Annotated in this window: 22 protein-coding genes and 1 pseudogene; 11 read left to right on the top strand and 12 right to left on the bottom strand. The window is 74.7% G+C overall.

The window, feature by feature from the left end; all coding sequences use genetic code 11:
- Positions 1–206 precede the first annotated feature (206 nt).
- A complete protein-coding gene (locus ACSUPT_RS20375) occupies positions 207–836 on the top strand; it encodes a CGNR zinc finger domain-containing protein (protein ID WP_351965856.1) in 630 nt (209 codons plus the stop codon).
- Here ACSUPT_RS20375 and sodX read toward each other — a convergent pair.
- A complete protein-coding gene (gene sodX, locus ACSUPT_RS20370; protein WP_351965857.1) occupies positions 740–1,165 on the bottom strand; it encodes a nickel-type superoxide dismutase maturation protease in 426 nt (141 codons plus the stop codon). The genes ACSUPT_RS20375 and sodX overlap by 97 nt on opposite strands.
- 159 nt (positions 1,166–1,324) lie before the next feature.
- On the opposite strand from sodX, the gene sodN reads away from it, so the two are divergent.
- The 3 genes and pseudogenes from sodN to ACSUPT_RS20355 all read left to right on the top strand — a co-directional run.
- Complete coding sequence (gene sodN, locus ACSUPT_RS20365) at positions 1,325–1,720, top strand: superoxide dismutase, Ni (RefSeq protein WP_023586605.1); 396 nt, start codon at positions 1,325–1,327, stop codon at positions 1,718–1,720.
- 127 nt (positions 1,721–1,847) lie between these two features.
- A complete protein-coding gene (locus ACSUPT_RS20360) occupies positions 1,848–2,018 on the top strand; it encodes a hypothetical protein (protein ID WP_436945186.1) in 171 nt (56 codons plus the stop codon).
- 139 nt (positions 2,019–2,157) lie between these two features.
- Positions 2,158–2,796: pseudogene (locus tag ACSUPT_RS20355) on the top strand (phosphatase PAP2 family protein); the annotation flags it as partial.
- 69 nt (positions 2,797–2,865) lie between these two features.
- Here the strand turns inward: ACSUPT_RS20355 and ACSUPT_RS20350 are convergent.
- From ACSUPT_RS20350 to ACSUPT_RS20340, 3 genes are read right to left on the bottom strand one after another with little or no spacing between them, the layout of a single operon-like run.
- Entirely contained in the window at positions 2,866–3,546 is a 681-nt protein-coding gene (locus ACSUPT_RS20350; RefSeq protein WP_436945185.1) for a response regulator, read from the bottom strand.
- 13 nt (positions 3,547–3,559) lie between these two features.
- Positions 3,560–5,020: a sensor histidine kinase gene (locus ACSUPT_RS20345; protein ID WP_436945184.1), complete on the bottom strand. Its 1,461-nt coding sequence runs from the start codon at positions 5,018–5,020 to the stop codon at positions 3,560–3,562.
- Between the two features lie 28 nt (positions 5,021–5,048).
- Positions 5,049–6,017 carry a LysR family transcriptional regulator gene (locus ACSUPT_RS20340; protein WP_436945183.1) on the bottom strand — a complete coding sequence of 323 codons (969 nt, stop codon included), beginning with the start codon at positions 6,015–6,017 and terminating at the stop codon, positions 5,049–5,051.
- Positions 6,018–6,106: 89 nt separating this feature from the next.
- Here ACSUPT_RS20340 and ACSUPT_RS20335 point away from each other — a divergent pair, with 89 nt between their 5' ends.
- Positions 6,107–7,159 carry an alpha/beta hydrolase family protein gene (locus ACSUPT_RS20335; protein WP_436945182.1) on the top strand — a complete coding sequence of 351 codons (1,053 nt, stop codon included), beginning with the start codon at positions 6,107–6,109 and terminating at the stop codon, positions 7,157–7,159.
- 53 nt (positions 7,160–7,212) lie between these two features.
- On the opposite strand, the gene ACSUPT_RS20330 is transcribed toward ACSUPT_RS20335, so the two are convergent.
- On the bottom strand, positions 7,213–8,166 hold the full coding sequence (locus ACSUPT_RS20330; RefSeq protein ID WP_351965863.1) for a LysR family transcriptional regulator: 954 nt from the start codon (positions 8,164–8,166) through the stop codon (positions 7,213–7,215).
- 199 nt (positions 8,167–8,365) lie between these two features.
- Here ACSUPT_RS20330 and snpA point away from each other — a divergent pair, with 199 nt between their 5' ends.
- Positions 8,366–9,091 (top strand): snapalysin, encoded by a 726-nt coding sequence (gene snpA, locus ACSUPT_RS20325; RefSeq protein ID WP_436945180.1) that lies wholly within the window; start codon positions 8,366–8,368, stop codon positions 9,089–9,091.
- A 75-nt stretch (positions 9,092–9,166) separates the two neighbouring features.
- Here snpA and ACSUPT_RS20320 read toward each other — a convergent pair whose 3' ends face one another.
- From ACSUPT_RS20320 to ACSUPT_RS20300, 5 genes are all read right to left on the bottom strand, one after another.
- Positions 9,167–9,625 (bottom strand): DUF6304 family protein, encoded by a 459-nt coding sequence (locus ACSUPT_RS20320; protein ID WP_361664395.1) that lies wholly within the window; start codon positions 9,623–9,625, stop codon positions 9,167–9,169.
- A gap of 62 nt (positions 9,626–9,687) precedes the next feature.
- Positions 9,688–9,957 (bottom strand): hypothetical protein, encoded by a 270-nt coding sequence (locus ACSUPT_RS20315; protein ID WP_351968204.1) that lies wholly within the window; start codon positions 9,955–9,957, stop codon positions 9,688–9,690.
- A gap of 19 nt (positions 9,958–9,976) precedes the next feature.
- The gene (locus ACSUPT_RS20310; protein WP_351968203.1) at positions 9,977–10,564 is read right to left on the bottom strand and encodes a dihydrofolate reductase family protein; all 588 of its coding nucleotides are present in this window, start codon (positions 10,562–10,564) and stop codon (positions 9,977–9,979) included.
- 160 nt (positions 10,565–10,724) lie between these two features.
- Positions 10,725–11,780 (bottom strand): family 2 encapsulin nanocompartment cargo protein polyprenyl transferase, encoded by a 1,056-nt coding sequence (locus ACSUPT_RS20305; protein WP_436946245.1) that lies wholly within the window; start codon positions 11,778–11,780, stop codon positions 10,725–10,727.
- 92 nt (positions 11,781–11,872) lie between these two features.
- Positions 11,873–13,297, bottom strand: coding sequence for a family 2B encapsulin nanocompartment shell protein (locus tag ACSUPT_RS20300; RefSeq protein WP_351968202.1), 1,425 nt, complete (start codon positions 13,295–13,297; stop codon positions 11,873–11,875).
- Between the two features lie 221 nt (positions 13,298–13,518).
- On the opposite strand from ACSUPT_RS20300, the gene ACSUPT_RS20295 reads away from it, so the two are divergent.
- From ACSUPT_RS20295 to ACSUPT_RS20285, 3 genes are all read left to right on the top strand, one after another.
- Positions 13,519–14,460 carry a 1-aminocyclopropane-1-carboxylate deaminase/D-cysteine desulfhydrase gene (locus tag ACSUPT_RS20295; RefSeq protein WP_436946244.1) on the top strand — a complete coding sequence of 314 codons (942 nt, stop codon included), beginning with the start codon at positions 13,519–13,521 and terminating at the stop codon, positions 14,458–14,460.
- A 263-nt stretch (positions 14,461–14,723) separates the two neighbouring features.
- Positions 14,724–15,137: an anti-sigma regulatory factor gene (locus ACSUPT_RS20290; RefSeq protein ID WP_028963827.1), complete on the top strand. Its 414-nt coding sequence runs from the start codon at positions 14,724–14,726 to the stop codon at positions 15,135–15,137.
- Positions 15,134–16,099: an RNA polymerase sigma factor SigF gene (locus ACSUPT_RS20285; protein ID WP_403501135.1), complete on the top strand. Its 966-nt coding sequence runs from the start codon at positions 15,134–15,136 to the stop codon at positions 16,097–16,099. The genes ACSUPT_RS20290 and ACSUPT_RS20285 overlap by 4 nt, the downstream gene beginning before the upstream one ends.
- A gap of 60 nt (positions 16,100–16,159) precedes the next feature.
- On the opposite strand, the gene ACSUPT_RS20280 is transcribed toward ACSUPT_RS20285, so the two are convergent.
- Complete coding sequence (locus ACSUPT_RS20280) at positions 16,160–16,582, bottom strand: hypothetical protein (RefSeq protein WP_351968200.1); 423 nt, start codon at positions 16,580–16,582, stop codon at positions 16,160–16,162.
- A 70-nt stretch (positions 16,583–16,652) separates the two neighbouring features.
- On the opposite strand from ACSUPT_RS20280, the gene ACSUPT_RS20275 reads away from it, so the two are divergent.
- On the top strand, positions 16,653–17,621 hold the full coding sequence (locus ACSUPT_RS20275) for a diacylglycerol/lipid kinase family protein (protein ID WP_351968199.1): 969 nt from the start codon (positions 16,653–16,655) through the stop codon (positions 17,619–17,621).
- Between the two features lie 318 nt (positions 17,622–17,939).
- Positions 17,940–18,197 carry a WhiB family transcriptional regulator gene (locus tag ACSUPT_RS20270; RefSeq protein ID WP_003953983.1) on the top strand — a complete coding sequence of 86 codons (258 nt, stop codon included), beginning with the start codon at positions 17,940–17,942 and terminating at the stop codon, positions 18,195–18,197.
- A gap of 203 nt (positions 18,198–18,400) precedes the next feature.
- Here the strand turns inward: ACSUPT_RS20270 and ACSUPT_RS20265 are convergent, their stop codons facing one another.
- The gene (locus tag ACSUPT_RS20265; protein WP_351968209.1) at positions 18,401–19,864 is read right to left on the bottom strand and encodes a sensor histidine kinase; all 1,464 of its coding nucleotides are present in this window, start codon (positions 19,862–19,864) and stop codon (positions 18,401–18,403) included.
- Between the last annotated feature and the right edge of the window lie 53 nt (positions 19,865–19,917).

The following is a 19,917-nucleotide window of genomic DNA, read 5'->3' as shown; positions in this document are numbered from 1 at the left end:
CGCCCATTTCCCCATCCGTCGCCCGCCCGACCCGCGCCCCCATTCCCCGGCATTCCCTCCGGCCGCTCTCCCGGCGCCCTCTTCCCGGGCCCTCCCGCCCGGAATTCCGCCGAAGGTTGTGCACCACAACCGTAATGGCCAGAAGTGCGACAAACCCCTTACGCTGGAGATGTCTCCCGCTGGACCCCTCAGACCAAGGACCTCACGTGGAACTGGCCTACTACTCGGATTACGCCGTACGTCTGGTGAACACCGAGGAACCGGCGCGCAGCAAGGACTCCCTCACGTCCGTCGAGGCGGTCCGGGACCTCTTCGGCGAGATGTCGCAGACGGCCCGGCGGGTGACCGATGCCGACGTGACGCGTTTCCGCGCGGTCCGGGCGCGGCTGAGGGCGGTCTTCACCGCCGCCGACGAGGGCGACCAGGCCCGCGCCGTCGACCTGCTGAACTCGCTGCTGCTGGAGTTCCCCGTCAGCCCGCAGATCTCCGGCCACGACATGCTCGACGAGGAGGGCCGCCCCCGCTGGCACATGCACCTGGCCGAGCACCCGTCGAACGCGACCGCCGGGTACGCCGCGATCGCCGCCATGGGCCTGGCCTTCCATCTGACGGAGTTCGGCGCGGACCGGCTGGGCCTGTGCCAGGCGGCGCCGTGCCGCAACGCGTACCTGGACACCTCGACCAACCGCTCCCGCCGCTACTGCTCCGACCGCTGCGCCACCCGCGCGAACGTCGCCGCCTACCGGGCCCGCAAGCGCCTGGAGAGCGAGCGGTCGGCCGGCACGGGCCGTACGGCCGAGAGCAGCCACGCGGCCACCACGCCCACGGACCGCTGACGCCCGGGCCGGATGCCCCGGTACCGCGCCCTGACCACGCCCAGCACCAGCTCCGCCGGGACCGGCCCGAAGGCCCGGCTGTCCACCGCCTCGGCGGCCTGGTTGTCGCCCAGCACCCACCAGCCGCCGTCCCGCTGCCCGGCCAGCCGCTTGACGATCAGCAGGTCCTGCTGGAGCGGATGCCGCAGCACCGCCACGGCCCCCGGGCGCAGCGGCGCCCCGTAGTGCACCAGCAGCCGGTCGCCGTGGTGCAGCGTGGGCACCATGGACGGCCCCGTCACCTCCGCGACCCCGAAGGGCAGGAGGGGCTCGCGCCCTCGTTCCGTCATCAGCGTCCGTCCTCCGCCCGGCTGTCCACCTGTCATTCCTCCACCAGCCCCATGATCGACCCGGACTTTTGTCCTAAGCCGCAGGGGGCACTCGCGAAAACCGCTCTCTCACGGAGTAATGTCCCACCTGAGAAGACGATCACGAGGAAGGACAGCTGCATGCTCTCCCGACTGTTTGCCCCGAAGGTGAAGGTCAGCGCCCACTGCGACCTGCCGTGCGGTGTCTACGACCCGGCCCAGGCCCGCATCGAGGCCGAGTCGGTCAAGGCCGTCCAGGAGAAGATGGCCGCGAACGACGACCCGCACTTCCAGGCCCGCGCCACGGTCATCAAGGAGCAGCGCGCCGAGCTGGCGAAGCACCACGTCTCCGTGCTGTGGAGCGACTACTTCAAGGCCCCGCACTTCGAGAAGTACCCGGAGCTGCACCAGCTGGTCAACGACACCCTGAAGGCCCTCTCGGCCGCCAAGGCGTCGACGGACCCGAAGACCGGTGAGAAGGCCCTCGAGCTGATCGCCGAGATCGACCGCATCTTCTGGGAGACCAAGAAGGCCTGATCTCCGTCCGGACGGCCCGGCCCGCACCTTCGCGGGCCGGGCCGCTCCTGTGTCCGCCCCCCTGTGGCCCCTCTGTCAGGACCACGGGTCGTCGCAGTCCTCGAAGTCGGCCATGCCGGGATGCGGCATGGCGCGCAGGCAGCGGTGGAGGCCGCTGACCCTGGAGGTCCCGACCGCGCGCATCCACGGCAGCGGCGCCATGAGCCGTGCCGTCCCGGACAGGGCGCGCGCCGTGCTGGAGGAGCTGGCCACCGACGGGACGGCCCGGCGGGTGACCCCGGCCAGGTGCTCCGGCTGACCGGGGGCCCGGGGTTCCGGGCGGTGGGGACGGGGGCGTGGCGGACGTGGGTGGCCGGCGTCAACCCCGTCCTTCGTCGGGGGGCGGGGGCGGCGTTCGGGGGAGGGCCGGGGGTGCGGGTCGCTTCTAGCTTCCCGGTATGGAACAAGGATCTTCGAAGCGGAGCCGGGCGGCGCGGGTGGCCGGAGGCGGGGGTGTCCTCGCGGCGGGCGGGGGTGTCTGCTGGTGGCTCTCGCCCGGCGGGCTCGGGCGTGAGGAGGCGGCGGTCGTCACGTCCGGCGCCTCCGTCGAGATGTACCGGGCGCTCACCGGGGCGGTAGCCGACGGGCCCGGGTGGCTCGGCGGGGTGCTGGAGGTGGCGACCGAGGCGACCCTCGTGGTGCTCGGGCTGCTGCTGGCGGGCGTGGTGTGGCGGGCCCTGCGCGCCGGGGACGTGCGGCGGGTCGCCGGGGCGGTGCTGACCGGCGTCGGCACCGTCGCCGCGTACGGGGTGAGCGAGGCCGCCAAGCTGGTCGTCGACGAGGAGCGGCCCTGCCGGGCGCTGGGGGCTGCCGTACGGGCGGTCGCGCGGTGCCCCGAGCCGGGTGACTGGTCGTTCCCGAGCAACCACGCGACCCTCGCCGCCGCGCTGGGCGCCGGCCTCGCCCTCGTACGGCCCCGTCTCGCCCCGCCGGCCCTCGCCGTCGCGGTGGCCGCCGCTGTGCTGCGGGTCCTCGTGGGCGTGCACTATCCGCACGACGTCGCCGCGGGGGCCGTCCTGGGCGCCTGCGTCGTGGTCGCCGTGACCGTCCTCGCCGGGCCGCCCGCACGGCGCCTCACCGCGCGGGCGCTGGCCTCGCCCCTGGCGTCACGGGCGCTCCGGCGGGGCCGCCACGATGCCCGCCTCGTGCGCGACGACCGCCGCGGCGGCCCGGTTGTCGACGCCCAGCCGCGCCAGGATCGAGCTGACGTGGGCCTTCACGGTGCCCTCCACGATGTGCAGCCGGCGGGCGATCTGGCCGTTGGACAGGCCCGTGCCGATCAGCGCCAGCACGTCCCGTTCGCGCGGGGTGAGCGCCCCGACCCGTTCGCGGGCGGTACCGCGCCGGGCGGCCAGGTCGCCGGCCCCGGTCGAGGCGAGATGGGTGACCACCCGCGCGGCGACCTTCGGTGACAGGTACGCGGCGCCCTCCGCGACCGCCCGCACCCCGGCGATCAGCTCCTCCGGCTCTCCCGACTTGATCAGGAACCCGGCGGCGCCCCCGCCGAGGGCCCGCAGGATGTACTCGTCCTCGCCGAACGTCGTCAGGACGACGACCCCGGTGGCGGGCGCCGCCCGCCGGATCTCGGCGGCCGCGCGGATGCCGTCCATGCCGGGCATGCGGATGTCGAGGACGGCCACGTCGGGGCGGTGGCGGAGCGCCAGCTCCACGGCGGCGTGCCCGTCGCCCGCCTCCGCGACGACCTCGATGCCGGGGTCGGTGGCCAGCACGGCGCGCACGCCCGCGCGGACCATCGGCTCGTCGTCCGCGATCAGCGTCCGGATCACCGCGCACCCCCGCTCACGGGGTGAGCAGGTCGCGGGACCACAGCGTCCCGTCGCGGAAGCAGAGCCGGTACGCGTCGCCCGACCGGTGGTCGAAACGGTCGGCCGTCACGGCGTAGTACTCGCACACGATCCCCTCTCCCTCGGGCTCCGGCGCCGTCGGCCGGCTCACCAACTGGCGCTCGGGCAGCACCCGCGCCACCTCCGCCCGATCCTGCCCGACCCTGAGCCGGCCGTAGTCCGCGGGCTCCAGCACGGCCTGGTGGGCGGTGGCGGACTCCCAGGCGACCAGGACGGCCGTGAGCACGGCCCCCGTCGCCAGCGGGACCAGCGCCAGGGCCGCCAGCGCCCGCCCGGCCCGCCGCCGCGCCCACCGGTGCTCCTGCGGAAGCGGCAGGGATTCCCGTACGGCCCCGGGGCGCGGCCCTTCGGGGGGTGCCGCGGGGGCGGGGCGGGCGCCGGGCGCGGAGTGCGGGAGCGTCGCGGCGACCCCGAAGCCGTCGCCGTCGGGGCCGTACCGGAAGGTGCCGCCCGCCAGCCGTACGCGCTCGTCGAGGCCGATCAGCCCGCGCCCGCCGCCCGACACTGCGCCGGGCGGCCGGTCACCGGCCGGCGGGCCGTTGACCACCCGCACCTCCGTCCGGCCGTCGCCGTGGAGGAGGGTCACCGTCACGGGGGCGCCCGGCGCGTGTCGGGCGGCGTTCGTGAGCGCCTCCTGCACCACCCGGTGCGCCGCCCGCGCCACGACGGCCGGAAGGCCCTCCTCCGGCGCCGCCCCCTCGACGCGCAGCCCCACCGGGAGCCCCGACGCGGCGGCCGACGCGACCAGGCCGGCGAGCCCCGCGTCCGGTGACCCGCCGCCCGGTGCCGGCTCGGGCCCGGCGCCCTCCTCGCGGAGCAGGCCCACGACCTCGCCGAGCCGCTCCACGGCGGCGCCCGCCCGGGCGCGGATGTCCCGCGCGGTGGCCCGGTGCCCGCCCGCGAGGCCCGGCGCGAGCTGGAGCGCCCCGGCGGACAGCGCGATCAGGCTCAGGTCGTGGCCGAGCACGTCGTGCATGTCCTGCGCGATGCGGGCCCGTTCGCGCAGCCGGGCCTGTTCGGCGACGAGCCGCTGCTCGCGCTCCAGGTGCGCGGCCCGCTCCCACCCGGCCCGCACCAGCTCCCGGTACTGCCACCAGAACCGGCCCGCGAACCACGGCAGCATGCCGGCGATCACCACCACGCCCACCAGGAACGTGGCGTGCGTGAGCCACGACGGCACCAGCAGCACCGCCAGCGCCCCCGCCGCGACCGCGCCGCCCAGCGCGACGGCGCTCGGCCGTGCCGTGCCCGGCCGCCGCCCCGCCAGGAACGCCGCGACGGCCGTCGGCAGCGCCCACCAGTCGCTCAGTACGCTCAGCCCCGCCGCCGCGGTCGCCGCCGCCAGCAGCGCGCCCGCCACCAGGGCGGCCCGTGCCCTCACCGCTGTGTGCTCCATGCGGTGACCGTACGCAGGCCGCCGGCCGTCAGGACACTGCCGAAAGTCCACCTTCCGGCAGCCAGTCGCGGTCCGGGTCGTACTCCAGCCAGCGGCGCGCCCGGCCCGTGCGGGCGAACGCGTCGAGCAGCGGCCGCAGCCGCGGGGCCCCGTCCGGTGCCGCGCGCCACACGAGGGACCAGGCGTAGAGCGGGACCGGGTCGGCGAGCGGGATGAACCGCAGCCCCCGGGCGGCGGCGGTGTCGGGGACGGCGTCGGCCGGGAGGAGCGAGAAGCAGGCCGGGTCGTCGCGGACGGCGGCGAGGAACGGCGCGGGGCCCAGGTTGGGGCCGCCGGTGCGGTGGGCGATGCCGAAGCGGTCCGCGAACCGGGCCAGGAAGTCCAGGCGCCCCGGCTCGGCCGGGCAGCGCAGGGTGCTGCCGCGCAGGTCGGCGGGGCGGAGGCGGTCCGCGCCGGCCAGCGGGTGGGCGGCGCTGACGACCGCGTCGACCGGTTCGAGCCGGACGACGCGGTGGGAGAGCGCGGGCTCGGCCGGTCCGCCCGGGGCCCGCGGGGGCACCCGCCCCAGCCCCGCGTCCGCGTCGCCGCGCCGCAGCGCCTCCGCCACGGCGGCGTGGTCGCGGCCCGGGCCCGTCTCGACGGCGAGGCCCGGCGTGTCGGCCAGCACCTGGGCGAGGGTGCGCAGCGGCGCGTAGAGGTGGCCCCACACGTCGACGCGGAGGCCGGGGCCCGGTACGGCGAGGGCGGCGGCCACGGCGGCCGCACCGGCGTCCAGGGCGTGCCGTGCCGGCCCCAGGAACCGCTCCCCCGCCGCCGTGAGCCGTACGCCGCGGCCGTCCCCGCGCTCCAGGAGGCGGACGCCCAGCCGGGCCTCCAGCCGGGCGACGCGCTTGGACAGGGCCTGCTGGGTGATGCCCAACTCCCCGGCGGCGCGGCCGAAGTGGCGCAGCGCGGCGACGGCGGTGAACGCCCGTACCTGCGCGAGATCCAGCTCCATCCCGCTCAGCCTAGGCGACAACTCCGGGTTGTCGGCGGGCCTGTGGCGGTTGTTGGACGTCCGGCGCGGGCGCCCGCTGGGATGGGGGCATGCACTTCATCGACCAGCCCGACGTCCTGGCCCCGTTCGTGGAGGGGAACCGTTCCCGCGCGTTCGGCGCGGGCCTCGACCCGTTCGCGTACGAGCGCGTGACCGGCGCTCTGCGCTCCCTGTACGACTGGCCTGCGGCGTTCCGCGCGGTGGGCGGCCGGCTGGTGGAGGACGCGGAGCGGTACGCGGCGGAGGGGCGGACGGTCTCGGCGGGCGAGGCGCTGCGCGGCGCGGCCCGCTGGCTGCACGTCTCCACGCTGCTCCCGCACCCGGACGCGGCGGCGATGGCGGACGCGGCCCGCGCGGCGGACCGGGCGATGGGCCGGGCGCTGGCCCTGACGGAGCCTTCGGCGGTACGGGTCGAGGGGGCGTCGTTCGCGGGCTGGCTGCGGCGGCCGGCGGCCGCGGGGCCCGCGCCGGTGGTGGTCGTGGTGCCGGGGCTCGACTCCGCGAAGGAGGAGTTCCACGCCGTGGCCGAGGCGCTGCTGGCGCGCGGGGTGGCGGTCTGCGCGATCGACGGCCCGGGACAGGGCGTGATGGCCGCCGCGCTGGCGCCGCGCGCGGACTTCCAGCGCGTGGTCGGCGAGGTGCTGGACGCGCTGGCGGGCCGGCCGGGCGTGGACGTGTCGCGGGCCGGGGTGCTGGGGCTGAGCCTGGGCGGCTACTACGCGTCGGTGTCGGCGGCGTACGAGCCCCGGCTGCGCGCGGCGGTGGCGGTGAGCGGGCCGTACCGGCTCGACTGGGAGGGGCTGCCGCTGTTCGTCACGGACACCCTGACCCGCCGCTGCGGGGGCGTGAGGGAGGCGCGGGCGTTCGCCCGCCGGGTGGACCTGACGGACACGGCGCCGCGCATCGGCTGCCCGCTGCTGGTCGTGGAGGGCGGCACGGACGACATTCCGGGTGTCACCGGCGGCACCGCGCTGGCCGCGGCCGCCCCGGACGCCGCGCTCCTGTCGGTCCCGCACGGCGACCACCTGCTGGGCAACTGCCGCCCGGAGTGGCTGCCGCGGACGGCGGACTGGCTGACCGCCCGCCTGGCCCCCGCCGCCTGAGCCCGCTTCCGGTGAAGGGCCCCTGCACCGGGAGCGGGCTCAGGCGGCGGGTGTCACCCCGCCCGGAGCAGGGGGCTGTCGTGGCGGAGGAGCCAGTGGCGGTACGCGGTGGTGCGCAGCGCCGCCTCCCGGTAGGCGGCGGCCAGTTCGGCGTACGCGGTCTCGTGGAGCGGGCCGCCGCCGGGGCGGTGGTACAGCAGGAGCCGTACGGCCAGCGGGTCGTCGCGCAGCGGGCGGATCGCCATGTCGTCGCGGGGCCCGGACGTGGGCTGGCAGGGGGCGACGGCCTCGCCGGCGACGATGAGCGACGCGGCCGTGTGGTAGTCGGCGTGCAGCACGGGCGGGTCGATCCCGGCGGCGCCGAGGACCCGCCGCAGGCCGTCCCATTCGCCGTCGACGGTCGGGTCGACCATCCACCGGTCCTCGGCCAGGTCGGCCACGGCCACCACGGGCGCGGCGGCGGCCGGGTGGTCGCGGGCCATGGAGATGAACTGCGGCTCCCGTTCGACCAGGACGCGCCGCTCCAGGCCGTCCGGGACGCGCAGCGGGCAGCCCTCCACCTCGTGGACGAACGCCACGTCGAGCTGTCCGGCGGCGAGCGCGCGGAGCAGGGCTCCCGCGGACACGTCCATGTGGAGGGTGATGTCCGTGCCGGGGAGCCGCTGCCGTAATCGCCGCAGCCATCCGGCGAGGGCGCGGCTGGCGGTGGAGCCGATCCGGAGGCGGGCGCCGTCCGCACGGGCGGCGGCGGCGCGGGTGTCGCTGACCAGCAGGGCGAGCTGGGTGACGAGGGGCCGGGCGCGGCTGAGGACGTCCAGGCCGAGCGGGGTGGGGCGGCAGCCGGTGCGCTCGCGGGTGAACAGCTGGGCGCCGAGGGCGTTCTCGATGCGCCGCAGCTGGGTGGTGAGGGAGGGCTGGCTCATGCCGAGGGCGCGGGCCGCCTTGTGCAGGCTGCCCGTGTCGGCGATGGCGCACAGCACCCGCAGGTGCCTCACCTCCAGCTCCATGCCCCGAGCGTAGAGCGGGCACCTCGCACCACACCAGACGCTGTGAGCGCGCTGATTCGCGTCTGCCGGAAGGGAGTTGCGGGCGGTGATGCGCCGGTGCTATCGCCGTTTGCCATCATCCGCGCGGGGCCGGGGCTCCCCGACACTCGGTCCGACCGAACGCGTCCACCCAACCGTTCAGGACGAGTAGGAGCCCCCCATGAAGCCCCCCACCTTTCACCGTGTCACCTCCGGTGCCGGTTCGGCCGGACGTCCGCCGGCTAGACGCCGCAGGGCCGTGCTCGCCGTCGCGCTGAGCGCCGCCGCCGCCCTTGCCGCCGTACCGGCCGCCACCGCCACCGCCGCCCCCGCCCCGGCGGGCACCGCCGAGCGGACCGCCGCCACCGCCGGGTACACGGCGTACGCGGGTTCGGCCCAGGAGGCGCGCGCGAACCGGGCGTTCTTCGAGGCCGTCATGGAGTCCGTGGCGAGGAAGCGCGCCGCCGTCCCGGGCACCCAGGCCGTCACGGTCGTCTACTCGGCGGCCAACGCGCCCAGTTTCCGCACCCAGATAGCCCGCTCCACGCAGATCTGGAACAGCTCGGTCACCAATGTGAAGCTCCAGGAGGGCAGCAACCCGGACTTCCGGTACTACGAGGGGAACGACTCGCGCGGCTCGTACGCCAGCACCGACGGGCACGGCCGGGGCTACATCTTCCTCGACTACCGGCAGAACCAGATCTACAACTCCACCCGGGTCACCGCCCACGAGACCGGGCACGTCCTCGGCCTGCCGGACCACTACTCGGGCCCGTGCAGCGAGCTGATGTCCGGCGGCGGCCCCGGCCCGTCCTGCACCAACGCCACGCCCAACTCGCAGGAGCGGTCCCGCGTCGACTACCTGTGGCGCAACGGCCTCGCGGCGGCCCTCGCCCCCGCCTCCTGACGCCCCCGCACGCACGCCGAGGCGCCCCGCGGCAGTTCCGCGCGGGGCGCCTCGGCGCGGTCCGGCGCGCCGCCGCTAGGCCGCCTGGATCAGGTCGCGGGCGAACCGCGTGCCGGGCGGCAGCTGGCGCAGGATGCGCGCCAGGGCCTGGTCGAAGTCGCCGCCGGTGACGCCCGACTCGTACGCCGCTCCCCCGCAGTGCAGGGTGAGCTGGAGGTCCACCCGCTCGGGCGTCCCGTCGGACAGGGCCTCGGCGATGGTCAACAGGCAGCTGAGGGTGGCCTGCTGGGCGGCACCGTCGGGGGTGAGGACCGGCAGGGGGAGGTCCCACTCCAGGACGCAGCCGGCCAGCGGGAGGCCGCCGTTCTCCTCGGCCGCCCGCAGTCCGGCGAATCCGCCGCCCGTGTACCGCACACCCCTGACGCTGGTGCTGACGCCGCGCCCGTCCGACGTGATGTGGATGGCTTCCGCCCCTCGGCGGTCCCGGTACCAGCCGGTCCAGACTTCGGTCGACTCCGATGACTCCGTTGACATGGCGCGGACTGTAGCGGCACGCCGGGCTCCGGGGTGACGCCGGACACCCCGGGAGCCTGACTTCAACCGGTCTCGGTGCGGTTGCCCGGCTCGTCCCCCTGCCCGTCGCCCGGACCGCCGGACGGCCGGGCCGCCGCCTCGTGCGGCGTCCTGCCGAACAGTTCGCAGCCGGGGTTGTGGCACGGCCGGGGCTCCCAGGTGGGAACCCACGCGCCGAGCACCTTGCGTCGATGTATCGCCTTGCCGACAGGCTGTCCGCAGGCGGGGCACACGGGCTCGTCGGCCGTGGCCTCCTGCGGGCGGCGGACGGTGCGGCGTCCTTCGCTGGCCATGCCTCCAGGGTATTGCGGTTCAGCGCTTCCGGCCGTACCGGCGGATGACGACGCCGTTGCCGAAGGCGCGGGTGTCCTGGAGGGCGAAGTCCATGACGCCGAAGGGAACGCCGCCGAACAGCGGCATCCCCGTGCCGTAGACCTGCGGGTAGGACTTGATCACCAGTTCGTCGATCTCGTCGATCAGCTGCCCGGCGATGGTGGCGCCGCCGCACAGCCAGATGCCGAGCGGCCCCTCCTCCGCCTTCAGGGCGCGGACGCGGGCGGTCAGGTCGTCGGAGACGATCTCCACATGGGGGTGCGGGGAGGCCGTCATCGTGCGCGAGGCGACGATCTCGCGGAGGTGGCCGTAGGGGCTGGGCAGACCGGCGTCCACACCCAGCTGGTAGCTGGCGCGGCCCTGGATGACGGTGTCGAAGTGCTTGTTGGGGGCGTCCGCGATGCCGACCATCCGGCGGCCCTCGGTGTTGAGGGTCTCCGGGTACTCGGTGGCGAGGTAGCCGACGTACTCCTCGTCCAGGAAGCGGAACATCGAGGAGGCGTCGCCGTCCGGGTCGCCGATGAAGCCGTCGAGCGAGCAGGCGACGAGGTACGTCAGAGTGCGCAAACCATGTCCTTCGGTGAGGGAGGGCCGAGCCGTGCGGCTCAACCACTACGCCCAGAGTGCTACAGACGTAGTGGTTGACGCAAGGGCTTTTTCCGGACACCCGTTCGCCCTCGCATGGCCGGAAGTCACACCCCCGCGCACGCCCGCCCGGCCCGTCCCCTCAGTGGCTGCGCCGGGTCACGAACTCGGCCAGGGCGAGCAGCTCCTCCGCCGCCGCGAGGTCCGGCACCGCGCAGGAGAGCTGATGCACCGCGCGGGCCATCCGGTCGGCGGCCTCGGCCTGCGCCCAGTCCCGCCCGCCCGCCCGTTCCACCGCGTCCGCGGCGAGCGCCACGCCCTCGTCGTCCAGCACCGGCCGCCCGTACAGCTCCGCCAGCTCGTCGGCGCCCGGCGCCCGGGAGGCGAGGGCGGCGACGACGGGCAGCGACTTCTTGTGCGCCGCCAGGTCCGCCCCGGCCGGCTTCCCGGTGCGCAGCGGGTCGCCCCAGATGCCGATGAGGTCGTCGATCAGCTGGAACGCCAGCCCGGCCTCCCGCCCGAACGCGTCCATCGCCGCGACCTCCGCCTCCCCCGCGCCCGCGTAGAGGGCGCCCAGGGCGCAGGCGCACCCCAGCAGGGCGCCCGTCTTGGACTCCGCCATGGCCAGGCACTCGTCCAGCGTGACGTCGAGCGGGTCGCGCCGCTCGAAGGCGCAGTCGGCCTGCTGCCCCGCGCACAGCTCCACCACGCACGCGCCGAGCCGCGCCGCCGCCGCCGCCGACGCGGGGTGCGGGTCGGCGGCGAGCACGGTCAGCGCCAGGGCCTGGAGGGCGTCGCCGGTGACCAGGGCGTCGGGCACGCCGAAGACGGTCCACGCCGTGGGCCGGTTCCGGCGGGTGCGGTCCTCGTCCACGATGTCGTCGTGGAGCAGGGTGAAGTTGTGGACGAGCTCCACGGCGGCCGCCGCCCGCACGGCGCCGTCCGGGTCGCCGCCCAGCGCGCGGGCCGACGCCAGCACGAGGGCCGGGCGGATGGCCTTCCCGCCACGGCCGGCGGCCGGGGTGCCGTCGGCGTGCTCCCAGCCGAAGTGGTACATCGCCACGCGCCGCAGCGGCGCGGGCAGGGTGGCGAGGTCGGCGCGCAGCCGGGGTGCGACGACGGTGTGCGCGCGGTCGAGGAGCGCCGCCGCGTCCCCGCCGCTCCCGGACCGCGCGCCGGCCCTCCCCGTGTCGGTCATCGTCACGGTCTTCTCCTCCGCTTGTGCGCGTACCTCCGGGCAGGGGTACGGGCGGGGGCGCCGGTGCAGGACGCCCCCGCCCGTACCGGTCCTCAGCTCCAGCGGCCGATCTCGACGTTCTCCAGGACGCCGAGGGCGTCGGGGACGAGGATCGCCGCGGAGTAGTAGGCCGTGACCAGGTACGAGATGATGGCCTGTTCGTCGATACCCATGAAGCGCACCGACATACTCGGCTCGATCTCGTCGGGGATGCCGGTCTGGTGGAGGCCGATGACGCCCTGCTCCGCCTCGCCGGTACGCATGCAGAGGATCGACGTCGTGCGGGCGTCGCTGATCGGGATCTTGTTGCAGGGGAAGATCGGGACGCCGCGCCAGGTGGGGATGCGGTGCCCGGCGACGTCGATGCTCTCCGGGACCAGGCCGCGCCGGTTGCACTCGCGGCCGAAGGCGGCGATGGCCTTGGGGTGGGCCAGGAAGAGCTTGTTGCCCCGGCGGCGGGACAGCAGCTCGTCCATGTCGTCCGGGGTGGGCGCGCCGTCGTGCGGGGTGATGCGCTGGCCGTAGTCGCAGTTGGCGAGGAGGCCGAACTCGGGGTTGTTGACCAGCTCGTGCTCCTGGCGCTCGCGCAGCGCCTCGACCGTGAGCCGCAGCTGCTGCTCGGTCTGGTTCATCGGCTGGTTGTAGAGGTCGGCCACGCGCGTGTGGACCTTCAGCACGGTCTGGGCGACGCTCAGCTCGTACTCGCGGGGCGCGGGGTCGTAGTCGACGTAGGTCTGCGGGATGACCGGCTCGCCGCGGTGGCCGGCGGACAGGTCGATGGCCTTCTCGCCGTACTTGTTGGTCCGCTGCTGGGGGATCGCGGCCATGCCGGCCAGGTGCGCGGAGAGGGAGCCGGCGCGCTCGGCGAGGTTGAGGACGTCGGAGCGGGTCAGCTCCAGCATCACGCAGACGGTCGCGGCGCGGTGGGTGTGGTCCCAGGTGGCCTCCTCGTCGAGGAGGGAGGCGTCGCCGAAGTAGCCGCCGTCCGCGAGGACGTCGATGACGGCCTCGTCGCCGTACGGGCCGGTGCCGAGCCGCTCGACCTTGCCGTGCGCGAGCAGGAAGACCCGGTCCGCCCGGGTGCCCGCCTCGGCGATCACGTCGCCGGGCTGGAAGGTCCGCTGGGAGCAGCGCTGGGCGAGCTCGTGGAGCGCGGCCTCGTCGTCGTATCCGCGCAGGGGCGGCAGTTCGCCGAGCTCGGCGGGGATGACCTCGACCCGCTCGCCGGTCTGCATGAACGTGACGCGCCCGTCGCCCACGGCGTAGGTGTACCGGCGGTTCACGCGGTACGTGCCGCCCTGGACCTGCACCCACGGCAGCATCCGCAGGAGCCACCGGGAGGTGATCTCCTGCATCTGGGGTGCTGACTTGGTGGTGGTCGCAAGCTTCCGCGCCGCGTCCGTGCCGAGGCTCTTCTGCGGTGAAGCCTGTTCGGCCCGGACGTCGTCGCCGACCGAACCAACCGAACCAACCGACATGATGTCCCTCTCGATGATCTGACTGTCGCCCGCAGCCTTTCAGTACCGTGTGTAACGGCGCCATTACACAATCGGGTGGGATTGAAGCGCCCGGGCCGTGGGTAGCGGGTCGGCTTTTCCGGTGCCCGGCCGCCCCGGGCGGGGCGGATGCCCGCACGGGCGTCCGGCGGCCCGCACGGCGTTCGACGCCGCACAATGGTCGGGTGACCCCCTTCGATCCCGTGCGCCCCGGGGCGGCGCCCCCCGCGGCGGCCGCCGGCGCGCCCGGCGCCCTCGGGCCGCGGCTGCCCTCGCCGCTGCTGCCGGTCGACGACGACCGGTTCACCGGGCGCGGGCTGAGGCTGCTGCTGAAGCGGGACGACCTGATCCACCCGGAGCTGGTGGGCAACAAGTGGCGCAAGCTGGCGCCGAACCTCGCCGCCGCGGCCGGGCGGCCCGTGCTGACCTTCGGCGGGGCGTACTCGAACCACCTGCGGGCCACCGCGGCGGCCGGGCGGCTGCTGGGCTTCCCGACGATCGGGGTCGTACGCGGCGACGAGCTGGCCGGGCGGCCGCTGAACCCGTCGCTGGAGCGGTGCGCGGCGGACGGGATGCGGCTGGTGTTCGTGGACCGGGCGACGTACCGCGCGAAGGGCGACCCGGAGGTGGTGGCGCGGCTCCTGCGGGACGCCCCGGACGGCACGGTGGTGGTCCCGGAGGGCGGCAGCAACGCGGCGGCGGTGCGCGGCTGCGCGGAGCTGGGCCGGGAGCTGCGGGGCCGGGCGGACGTGGTGGCGGTGGCGTGCGGGACGGGCGGCACGCTGGCGGGCCTGGCGGCGGGCCTCGCGCCGGGGCAGCGGGCGCTGGGCGTGCCGGTCCTGCGGGGCGGCTTCCTGGGCGGCGAGGTGCGGGCGCTGCAGGAGGCGGCGTTCGGCGGACCGGCGGGCGAGTGGAGCCTGGAGGAGCGGTTCCACTTCGGCGGGTACGGGCGGACGGGACCCGCGCTGGAGGCGTTCGCCGAGGACTTCTCGGCCCGCCACGGCCTGGCGGTGGAGCGGCTGTATGTGGCCAAGATGCTGTACGCGCTGGTCGCGCTCGCCGAGGAGTGCGCGTTCGCACCTGGTACGACGGTCGCGGCGGTGGTGACCGGGCGGCCGGATCCGGCCGGCGGGGGCCGGACGTGAGACGCGGAAGGTTCGACCGGCCGGCGCGTGGGTACGTCAACCCTCCGCCGAGTCCTCGGGATTGGTTGCCGCAAACCCCTAGCCACTGTGTGTACCCGTGTGTTTACGATGGGTGACGCACGTCGGCTCGGGGGCCCCGGCGACACGGCGGCATGGATCGCGATAGCGTCACGGCGACTACGCATTCCTGCGTACCGCACGGTTCCGGGGGGACATCGCTCCTCCCGGTCCCCGAACGAGTTTGTGCCACCTTGGAGGTGAGGGTGTCCCAGATCGCAGGCGAGCCCGGGACCCAGGACTTCGTGGAAGTCCGGCTGCCCGCTGCGGGTGCCTACCTGTCCGTGCTGCGTACGGCCACGGCCGGTTTGGCGGCGCGTTTGGACTTCACCCTCGACGAGATCGAGGACCTGCGCATCGCGGTGGACGAGGCGTGCGCGATCCTGCTCCAGCAGGCCGTGGCGGGCTCGGTCCTCAGCTGCGTGTTCCGGCTGATCGACGACTCGCTGGAGGTCACGGTGTCGGCGCCGACGACCGACGGGCGCGCGCCCGAGCGGGACACGTTCGCGTGGACGGTGCTGTCCGCGCTGGCGGGCAAGGTGGACTCGTCGGTCGCCGATGACCGCACGGTCTCGATCAGCCTGTACAAACAGCGCGGCGCGGGACCCGGGCCGGCGTGAGGGACGGGGGCGGTCCGGTGCGGAACGAGGAGCGCGGCCCGCGGGCCGCGGGCGCGGCGGAGGGCATCGCGGGCATCCCGGAACAGCAGGCGCGGCCGCACCCGGAGGACGGCCTGGTGGAGGCGCCCGAGCGGGCGCGGGCAGAGCGGGCGACGCGGATGAGCGAGAACGACAGCGGGCAGCGGGGCGGTGGCCAGCGGCACGATCCGCAGGACCGGAGCGGCGCGCGGGCGATGTTCGTGCGGCTGCGGAGCCTGCCTGACGGCTCGCCCGAGAAGGCGGAGCTGCGCAATCAGCTGGTCCGGATGCACCTGCCGCTCGTGGAGCACCTCGCGCGCCGGTTCCGCAACCGCGGGGAGCCGCTGGACGACCTGACGCAGGTCGCCACCATCGGCCTGATCAAGTCCGTGGACCGGTTCGACCCGGAGCGGGGCGTCGAGTTCTCGACGTACGCGACGCCGACGGTCGTCGGGGAGATCAAGCGGCACTTCCGCGACAAGGGCTGGGCGGTGCGGGTGCCGCGGCGGCTCCAGGAGCTGCGCCTGTCGCTGACCACGGCGACGGCGGAGCTGTCCCAGCGGCACGGGCGGTCGCCGACCGTGCACGAGCTGGCGGAGAAGCTCGGGATCTCCGAGGAGGAGGTCCTGGAGGGCCTGGAGTCGGCGAACGCGTACTCGACGCTGTCGCTGGACGTGCCGGACACGGACGACGAGTCGCCGGCCGTCGCGGACACGCTGGGCGCGGAGGACGAGGCGCTGGAGGGCGTCGAGTACCGGGAGTCGCTGAAGCCGCTGCTGGAGGACCTGCCGCCGCGGGAGAAGCGGATCCTGCTGCTGCGGTTCTTCGGGAACATGACCCAGTCGCAGATCGCGCAGGAGGTCGGCATCTCGCAGATGCACGTCTCGCGGCTGCTGGCCCGCACACTGGCGCAGCTCCGCGAGAAGCTGCTGGTCGAGGAGTGACCCCGCGCGGGCGGCCGCGGGCCCGCGCCTCGCGGGGTGCGCGCCCGTAGCCGCCGGCCGTCAGGAGGTGGGGCGGCCGATGCCCAGGGCGGTGGTGGTGGCGGGGTGCAGCAGCAGCACCAGGGACGTCACCGCGGCCACCGCCAGCGCCACGCCCGCCGGGACCGCCGCGCCCACGCCCGTCAGCAGCGTGTACGCGACCGGCAGCGCCATCAGCTGTGTGATGATCGCCGGGCCCCTGCTCCAACTGCGGCACAGCAGCAGGCCCCGCGCCGCGATCATCGGGATGAGGCCGAGCGCGATGAGCGTGGCGCCGCCCGTGAGGGCCTGGGTGAAGCCGTCGGGGGTGCCCGTCAACGTGTTGACGAGGACGTAGAGGCCCCCGGCGAAGAGGGCGAGCGCCTCCAGTCCGGCCACCGCCGCGGCGGCCGTCACACGGGTGGGACGCGAGGTCGGGGCGGGGTTCTGTTCGCTGCTGCTCACCCTTGCAGGGTAGCCGCCCGCGCCCCGGCCCCCCTGGGCGCGGTACCGCGCGGTAGGTAACCTGGCGGGCATGCGCGCACTTCTCGTGGTCAACCCGGCAGCCACCACCACGAGTGCCCGCACCCGTGACGTGCTGATCCACGCGCTGGCCAGCGAGATGAAGCTGGACGCCGTCACCACCGAGTACCGGGGCCACGCCCGCGACCTCGCCCGGCGGGCCGCGGAGGCGGAGGACGTCGACCTGGTGGTCGCGCTCGGCGGGGACGGCACGGTCAACGAGGTCGTGAACGGCCTGCTGCACCGGGGCCCGGACCCGGACCGGCTGCCGCGCCTGGCGGTGGTGCCGGGCGGGTCGACCAACGTGTTCGCCCGCGCGCTGGGGCTGCCGAACGACGCGGTGGAGGCGACCGGCGCGATCCTGGACGCCCTGCGGGAGCGGCGGAGCCGGACCGTCGGCCTGGGCCTCGCGGCCGGGACGCCCGGCACGGAGGACGAGGCGGTGCCGGCCCGCTGGTTCACCTTCTGCGCCGGCCTGGGCTTCGACGCGGGCGTGATCGGGCGGGTGGAGCAGCAGCGGGAGCGCGGCAAGCGGTCGACGCACGCGCTGTATCTGCGCCAGGTGATGCGGCAGCTGCTGGTGGACCCGCACCGGCGGCATGGGACGATCACGCTGGAGCGGCCGGGCGAGGCCCCGGTCGAGGACTTGGTGCTGTCGATAGTCTGCAACACCTCCCCCTGGACGTATCTGGGGAACAAGCCGGTGTACGCGTCGCCCGAGGCGTCCTTCGACAAGGGCCTGGACGTGCTGGGGCTGAACCGGCTGTCGGGGCCCGCCGTCGCCTGGTACGGGACGCAGCTGCTGACGTCCAGCCCGGAGCGCGGCCCGCGGGGCAGGCACGCGGTCACTCTGCACGACCAGATCGACTTCGCCTTGCATTCCAAGGTCCCCTTGCCCTTCCAGATGGACGGCGACCACCTGGGACTGCGCACGAGCGTGACGTTCACAGGCGTTCGCCGTGCACTGGGTGTGATTGTGTGAGGAGAAGGGCCCTCAACCCTTTATCTCGAACGTATGGGCTGGGTTCCACCCCATAGAAGTACGGCTGTGACCTAGCCGACACCGAGGAATCAAAAAAAACTTTCCAGAAGGGGTTGTATCCGCAGCCGAGGTTTGCGAATCTCTACGTGGCGATCGAGACGGCCCGCAGCACCGGCCTCCAGCGAAAGCCAGAACCCCTCCTCAATCACAGGACCACACCAGCTTGCCTGGCCGTCGGCCCTTCCCTTGCGGGGGGATTCGTGAAAGCGTTCACATTCACAAGCAACTTGCATGCAACACCAAGGAGAGGTAGCAGCCATGGACTGGCGTCACAACGCCGTTTGTCGTGAGGAAGACCCCGAGCTGTTCTTCCCCATCGGCAACACCGGTCCTGCGCTGCTGCAGATCGAGGAAGCCAAGGCCGTCTGCCGTCGCTGCCCCGTGATGGAGCAGTGCCTGCAGTGGGCGCTCGAGTCCGGCCAGGACTCCGGCGTCTGGGGTGGCCTCAGCGAGGACGAGCGCCGTGCGATGAAGCGCCGCGCCGCCCGTAACCGGGCGCGGAACGCCAGCGCCTGAGCACCGCCACCGCGCCTCCCGAGTAGCAGCGCGCAGCAGTAACCCACAGCGTTCGAGCCCCGGACCGTGTCGACGGTCCGGGGCTCGCTGCCGTCCGGAAAGGCCGCGGGCCGGACACCCGGCCGGACCGGCCGGACCGGCCGCCGGGGCGCTTCCGCCCCCGGCTCCCACGGGATCCACTCCCGCCGCCCTCCGGCCGGCGGTTACTTCTGGGCGCGGACCGGGACGTCGAGGACCACGCGCGTACCGCGTTCGGGCGCCGGGCGCATGTCGAACGAGCCGCCCAACTCCCCTTCCACCAGGGTCCGTACGATCTGCAGGCCCAGGTTCCCGGCGCGCTGCGGGTCGAAGCCCTCGGGCAGTCCTCGGCCGTCGTCCTGGACGGTGATCAGCAGTCGGGCGTCGCGCCCGTCGCCGCGTACGGCCGTGACCTCGACCGTGCCGCGCTCGGCCGGGGCGAAGGCGTGCTCCAGGGCGTTCTGGAGGATCTCGGTGAGCACCATCGACAGGGGCGTGGCGACCTCGGCGTCGAGGATGCCGAAGCGGCCGTTGCGGCGGCACACCACCTTGCCCGGGGAGATCTCCGCCACCATCGAGATCACCCGGTCGGCGATGTCGTCGAACTCCACGCGCTCGTCCAGGTTCTGCGACAGGGTCTCGTGGACGATGGCGATGGAGCCGACCCGGCGGACCGCCTCGTTCAGCGCCTCGCGGCCCCGGTCGGAGTCCATCCGGCGGGCCTGGAGGCGCAGCAGCGCGGCGACCGTCTGGAGGTTGTTCTTCACCCGGTGGTGGATCTCCCGGATGGTCGCGTCCTTGGTGATCAACTCGCGTTCGCGGCGGCGCAGTTCCGTCACGTCGCGCAGGAGGACGAGCGAGCCGATGCGGGTGCCCTTGGGCTTGAGGGGGATCGCGCGGAGCTGGATGACGCCGCCGTTGCCCTCGACCTCCGTCTCGCGCGGGGCGTAGCCGCTGGCCAGCTTGACGAGCGCCTCGTCCACCGGGCCGCGCGAGGGCGCCAGTTCGGCGGTGATCTGGCCGAGGTGCTGGCCCACGAGGTCGGCGGCGAGACCGAGGCGGTGGTACGCGGACAGCGCGTTGGGCGAGGCGTACTGGACGAACCCGTCCGCGTCGAGCCGGATCAGCCCGTCGCCGGCGCGCGGCGAGGCGTCCATGTCGACCTGCTGCTCGGGGAACGGGAACGCGCCGGCGGCGATCATCTGCGCCAGGTCGGAGGCGGACTGGAGGTAGGTGAGCTCCAGCCGGGAGGGTGTACGGACGGTGAGCAGGTTGGTGTTCCGCGCGATGACCCCGAGGACGCGGCCCTCGCGGCGCACGGGGATGGACTCGACCCGTACGGGGACCTCCTCGCGCCACTCCGGGTCGCCCTCCCGCACGATGCGGCCCTCGTCCAGCGCCGCGTCCAGGAGCGGGCGGCGGCCGCGCGGGACGAGGTGGCCGACCATGTCGTCCTGGTAGGAGGTCGGACCGGTGTTGGGCCGCATCTGGGCGACGGAGACGTAGCGCGTGCCGTCGCGGGTGGGCACCCACAGCACGAGGTCGGCGAAGGAGAGGTCGGAGAGCAGCTGCCACTCCGAGACGAGCAGATGGAGCCACTCGAGGTCGGACTCGCCGAGCGCGGTGTGCTGGCGTACGAGGTCGTTCATGGACGGCACATCTGCGAGCGTACCCGTGCCGTGGAACCTGGTGCTTTGCCGGT

The organism is Streptomyces sp. SudanB25_2051, from assembly GCF_964272635.1.
GTDB lineage: Bacteria > Actinomycetota > Actinomycetes > Streptomycetales > Streptomycetaceae > Streptomyces.
This window is presented reverse-complemented; position numbering and strand designations above follow the sequence as displayed.

What these genes read in the sequence shown, in the direction of transcription:
- sodX (WP_351965857.1), bottom strand. Translation starts at nt 1,165, where the DNA reads ATGACGGAACGAGGGCGCGAGCCCCTCCTGCCCTTCGGGGTCGCGGAG.
- sodN (WP_023586605.1), top strand. Translation starts at nt 1,325, where the DNA reads ATGCTCTCCCGACTGTTTGCCCCGAAGGTGAAGGTCAGCGCCCACTGC.
- ACSUPT_RS20360 (WP_436945186.1), top strand. Translation starts at nt 1,848, where the DNA reads ATGGCGCGCAGGCAGCGGTGGAGGCCGCTGACCCTGGAGGTCCCGACC.
- ACSUPT_RS20345 (WP_436945184.1), bottom strand. Translation starts at nt 5,020, where the DNA reads ATGGAGCACACAGCGGTGAGGGCACGGGCCGCCCTGGTGGCGGGCGCG.
- ACSUPT_RS20340 (WP_436945183.1), bottom strand. Translation starts at nt 6,017, where the DNA reads ATGGAGCTGGATCTCGCGCAGGTACGGGCGTTCACCGCCGTCGCCGCG.
- ACSUPT_RS20335 (WP_436945182.1), top strand. Translation starts at nt 6,107, where the DNA reads ATGCACTTCATCGACCAGCCCGACGTCCTGGCCCCGTTCGTGGAGGGG.
- ACSUPT_RS20330 (WP_351965863.1), bottom strand. Translation starts at nt 8,166, where the DNA reads ATGGAGCTGGAGGTGAGGCACCTGCGGGTGCTGTGCGCCATCGCCGAC.
- snpA (WP_436945180.1), top strand. Translation starts at nt 8,366, where the DNA reads ATGAAGCCCCCCACCTTTCACCGTGTCACCTCCGGTGCCGGTTCGGCC.
- ACSUPT_RS20320 (WP_361664395.1), bottom strand. Translation starts at nt 9,625, where the DNA reads ATGTCAACGGAGTCATCGGAGTCGACCGAAGTCTGGACCGGCTGGTAC.
- ACSUPT_RS20315 (WP_351968204.1), bottom strand. Translation starts at nt 9,957, where the DNA reads ATGGCCAGCGAAGGACGCCGCACCGTCCGCCGCCCGCAGGAGGCCACG.
- ACSUPT_RS20305 (WP_436946245.1), bottom strand. Translation starts at nt 11,780, where the DNA reads ATGACCGACACGGGGAGGGCCGGCGCGCGGTCCGGGAGCGGCGGGGAC.
- ACSUPT_RS20300 (WP_351968202.1), bottom strand. Translation starts at nt 13,297, where the DNA reads ATGTCGGTTGGTTCGGTTGGTTCGGTCGGCGACGACGTCCGGGCCGAA.
- ACSUPT_RS20275 (WP_351968199.1), top strand. Translation starts at nt 16,653, where the DNA reads ATGCGCGCACTTCTCGTGGTCAACCCGGCAGCCACCACCACGAGTGCC.
- ACSUPT_RS20270 (WP_003953983.1), top strand. Translation starts at nt 17,940, where the DNA reads ATGGACTGGCGTCACAACGCCGTTTGTCGTGAGGAAGACCCCGAGCTG.
- ACSUPT_RS20265 (WP_351968209.1), bottom strand. Translation starts at nt 19,864, where the DNA reads ATGAACGACCTCGTACGCCAGCACACCGCGCTCGGCGAGTCCGACCTC.